Origin of the sequence: uncultured Thiodictyon sp. (assembly GCF_903828115.1) — a bacterium.
GTDB lineage: Bacteria > Pseudomonadota > Gammaproteobacteria > Chromatiales > Chromatiaceae > Thiodictyon.
Map to the genome: position 1 here is coordinate 1 of NZ_CAIKKU010000762.1, position 4,167 is coordinate 4,167.

Below are 4,167 nucleotides of genomic sequence, written 5' to 3' on the forward strand. Positions count from 1 at the left end.
ATGGGAGGCCTCCGAATCGGTGCTGTGCAACTCATGCTGATTGGACACCGGGCAGTGCCGAATCGTTGCCGTCGAGGCGCCGGCTGACGGGATCGGGGCGGCGCCGAGGCCGGGGCGGATTCGCCACCAGTGTCAACGTTTCGGACGGGGCGAATGCCCCGTCAGTCGGGGTCGCTGGTCCGCACAGCGGACCCTACGGCGTTGGGCGACGTTCCCGTCCGGCACTCGGGCATCTAAGCCGGGTCGCTGGTCCGCACAGCGGACCCTACGGGGATCAGCGTAACGCATCCAGCCGTTTCATTGCCGCTGCCGGGCTCGGTGGATGCGGCGCGCCCGACCACCGGGCCAGGTCCGCGGCGCCGCGCCGCGCGCCTTATCCACCCTACGCCTTCCCGAGGAATTCGAGCAACACCGGATTGACCAGTTCCGCCCGGGTCTCGAAGGTCCCGTGCCCGGTATCCGGCAGGATGAAGAGCTGCGCTCTGGGCAGGGCCTGGTAGATGGCCATGGTGTGCTCGAGCCGGACCAGGTCCTGGTCGCCGGCCATCACCAGCACCGGTTGGTGGATCGCGGCGAGCAGGGCGGGGCTCAATTCGTCCGCGGTGGGGGAATGCAGCCAGAGTTCGCGCAGCTTGGCCCCCAACTCTTCGCGCGCCGCGGGAGCGGCCGCGTCGCTGTCGGCCTGGAGTGCGTCCAGGTGGCCCTGCGGCAGTCCGGCGGGTGAGAGGTTGACGCCGCTCACGGCCAAGCGGTCGACCAGGTGCGGGCAGCGCGCCGCGAGCATCAGCGCCAGGATGCCGCCGTCGCTGAAGCCCACGACGGCGATGGGCGGGAGACGCAACTGCTCCAGCAGGGCGGCGGTGTCCTGCATCATCGCCGCGTAGGAGAGCGGCCCCGGCAGGTCCGGCGTGCGGCCCTGGCCGACCTGGTCGGGGGCGATGACCTCGTGACCGGCGGCGAGTAGGGCCTGGATCTGATTGGCGAAGGCGTGCTCGCCCGAGTCGCCGCCGCCGTGCAGGAGCAGCACCGGTGAGTCGGCCCGGGCGCGCAGGTAATAGAGCGGGTGACCATTGACCTGCGCCCACCGGCCGGGGTCCGCGCCGGTGCGCGGCGGTTGGTCCCGGAGTGTTTTTTGCGCAAACCCCAGCAGGCGGTCGATGAAGGGGTTAGGGTGGAGCGCGCGGGCCTCCTCCAAGGTCCGGCTCGCCGCGGGCACCGCATCGTCGGCGAGTTGGTTCAGGGCGCGCCTGATCAGCGCGTCGCCGGCCTGCTCCAGCGCAAGCAGGGGCGCCAGCTCCATGCCGCAGCGGCGACAGGTCTCCCCGTCCTCGCGGCGGGCCCGGCAGTTCGGACAGCGGTCCATCCCGGTCAGGACTCCAGGTAGAAGATCAGATCGGCGAGTTGGGCGACCGCCGACTCCAGTGTCCGCGGGTCGTCCTGCGCCAGCGCGTCGCGCACCGCCTCGATGCCGTCTACCAGGTCGTCGCGGTCCTGCGCGTTGGCCTCGCCCAGCAGGCGCTCGGCCTTCTCCACCAGGGCGCGGGCGGCGACCGCCTCGCGCCGCTCACCCGCGTCGTCCCCGTCCGTGGTTCCATCCGCGGCCTGGGCGCCGTCCTGGTCCGCGTCCGTCGCGCCCTCGTACTCATACCCGTCGATGAGTGCGGACAGGCGGTCGCGGGCGGCGGTCAGGGCGTCGCCGGTGAAGCGGGCGGTGGCGTTGTCGATGGTGATCTGCGCCTCAAGCCCGGTGCGCTTCTCGCGCGAGGTCACATGCAGGATGCCGTTCACGTCCAGGGAGAAGGTGGTGATGATCAGGTTGCCGGCCGGCACGTCGGAGAGTCCGTCGATGCGGAAGGACCCGATCTCGGTGTTGTTGAGCGCGTCCGGGTCCTCGCCTTGGTAGACCTGGACGATGATGGAGCGCTGGCCGTCGTACATGGTCTCGAAGGCGTCGCTCTTGGTTACCGGGATCGGGGTATTCTTGCGGATCAGGGGGCAATAGGTGTAGGGGTAGGGCTCACCGTTGAGCTCGGACAGGGCGCTGGTTCCAAAGGTATAAGGCGTCACGTCCACCAGCACGCTGGCCACCTGGACCCCGGCAATCACTGCCGCCTGGATGGCCGCCCCGGTGGCGACGCACAGATCCGGGTCCACCTCGGCACGCGGCTGCATCCGCAGGGCCGCCTCCAGGCGCTGCTGCACCAGCGGCGTGCGGGTCGCCCCGCCCACCAGCAGCACCTCGTCCAGGTCGGAGACGGTAAGTCCGGCCCCGTTGACGGCGATATGCACCGCCTCCAGGGTCTCCCGGAGATAGGGCTCGATCATCGCCTCATAGTCTTCGCGCGCCAACTCCAGCGACAGGTGCACCGGCGCCCCGTCGCGCTCCAGCAGGTATTCCTCCTGGATCAGGGCGAAGGGGGCGTCGGACAGGGTAATCTTGGCGGCCTCCGCGGCGCGCGTCAGGCGCGCCATGGCGGAGCGCTCCGCGCGCGGGTCATGGCCCTGGGCGCGCAGGTGCTCCACCAGATGGTCGATGATCCGGTCATCGAAGTCGTCGCCGCCCAGGTGATTGTTGCCGTGGCTCGCCAGGACCTCGGTCACGTCCCGGGCGACCCGCACCACCGACACGTCGAAGGTCCCGCCGCCCAGGTCATAGACCAGGATGGTCTTGCCCTGGGGGTGGTCCACCTCGTAGGCCAGCGCGGCGGCGGTGGGCTCATTGATGATGCGCACCACCTCGAGCCCCGCCAGTCCGCCGGCGTCGCGGGTCGCCTGGCGCTGGGCGTCGGAGAAATAGGCCGGCACCGTGATCACGGCCCTGGTCACCGGCTGCCCCAGGTCGACCTCCGCCGCCTGCTTCAGGCGCTTCAGGATCAGGGCCGAGATCTCCTGGGGGGTGTAGGACTCGGGCCCCATCGCGACCTTGGTGTCCTCGCCCATGCGCCGCTTGATCGAGCGCACGGTGCGCTCCGGGTAGAGGGCATACTGGTTGCGGGCCGCCTGGCCCACCAGCAGGGTGCCGTCGTCCGCCAGACCGACGACCGAGGGTAGGAGCTTGGCCCCGTCCACCTCGATGACGCGCGAGACGCCGTCCTGAACTACCGCCACCTCCGAGTTGGTGGTGCCGAGGTCGATGCCGATGATGATGTCGCTCATAGTGTCCTGCGCCGGGTCGTGGCCGGTCGGAGTGTAAAAAGGGCGCAGAGTTTACCGCCTGAACGGGGGCGGTGCGATGTTGCATGTGCGCTGACGGTGAAACGGTCGATCCCCGCGTCTGCGCGGCCCTGGTCCGGCTCAGGGCCGTGACCGGTGGTTCGTCACCGTGATCCATGAGAATCCTTCCGTGGGAGCGGCTTCAGCCGCGCTGCGAAGCCGCGATCACCTGCAATGGCGCGGCGGCCGGCGAGGCCCGTCGCGGCTGAAGCCGCTCCCACCGCGTCGCTGCGCGACTTTCACGGCAAACGCCTCGCCGCCAGCGCGTCCCCCCGGCGGTGGCAGCAACGATGATCAAGGCCCATAACCACCCCGCGATACGCTGCGCCCCTTCGTCAAGCGCCTCGATTGCGGGGGGACGGTGATCGCCGGCAGCACCGCGTTGGGCCGCATCCTCAACAGCCATCTCACCGCCACCTGGCGCAATCTGCCCGTGCTGCCCGGCCGCGAGGCGCCCTATGTGGCGCAGGCGCTGCTGGGCGTCCTGGCGGCCCAGTCGGGTTGCCCACCGGCTATGAAGTGTACTACGACGATGCCGAGCATCTGGCCGCGTTGGTCTGGGTTCCCGCTCCGGCACCGCTGTCCCTGATTGTGCTGGGGGCCTTGGTCCTCGCCGGCCGCCGCGGCGGACCGGCGGAGCGCGGGCGCTTCGGTTTGGTGGTGAACACCTGCCCAACCGCTGCAATGGTGTAATGGGCGCCGGGTGGGGCGCGGACGCCGTCGGCGTGTCGTGCCCCGTTCGCATGATGTTCTCCAGCCCTTTTGAGGCTGGGGCCGCGCGGTGTTGGCGAGGAGCCGACGCCGCGGCCGGCGGGGCCGTGCCTCGGGCGCCGGCGCCCTTGGGCTAAGCTGAAGACCGCGAATGCAAGTGTCCTGAAACCACCCTGGTCAACGCCCATGACCCAAGCCCGCCGGGAGGAGGCCCGGGCCCGTCGGGAGGAGGCGGCGGCCCGG

3 protein-coding genes are annotated in these 4,167 nt (G+C 70.4%); 1 reads left to right on the top strand and 2 read right to left on the bottom strand.

Annotated features, from left to right (window positions below; genetic code table 11):
* Nucleotides 1–382 precede the first annotated feature (382 nt).
* On the bottom strand, nucleotides 383–1,363 hold the full coding sequence (locus tag QZY48_RS28005; RefSeq protein ID WP_295436933.1) for an alpha/beta fold hydrolase: 981 nt from the start codon (nucleotides 1,361–1,363) through the stop codon (nucleotides 383–385).
* Between the two features lie 5 nt (nucleotides 1,364–1,368).
* Nucleotides 1,369–3,156 (bottom strand): Hsp70 family protein, encoded by a 1,788-nt coding sequence (locus QZY48_RS28010; RefSeq protein WP_295436934.1) that lies wholly within the window; start codon nucleotides 3,154–3,156, stop codon nucleotides 1,369–1,371.
* 418 nt (nucleotides 3,157–3,574) lie between these two features.
* Here QZY48_RS28010 and QZY48_RS28015 point away from each other — a divergent pair, with 418 nt between their 5' ends.
* Nucleotides 3,575–3,802 carry a hypothetical protein gene (locus QZY48_RS28015; protein WP_295436936.1) on the top strand — a complete coding sequence of 76 codons (228 nt, stop codon included), beginning with the start codon at nucleotides 3,575–3,577 and terminating at the stop codon, nucleotides 3,800–3,802.
* Nucleotides 3,803–4,167: the final 365 nt, after the last annotated feature.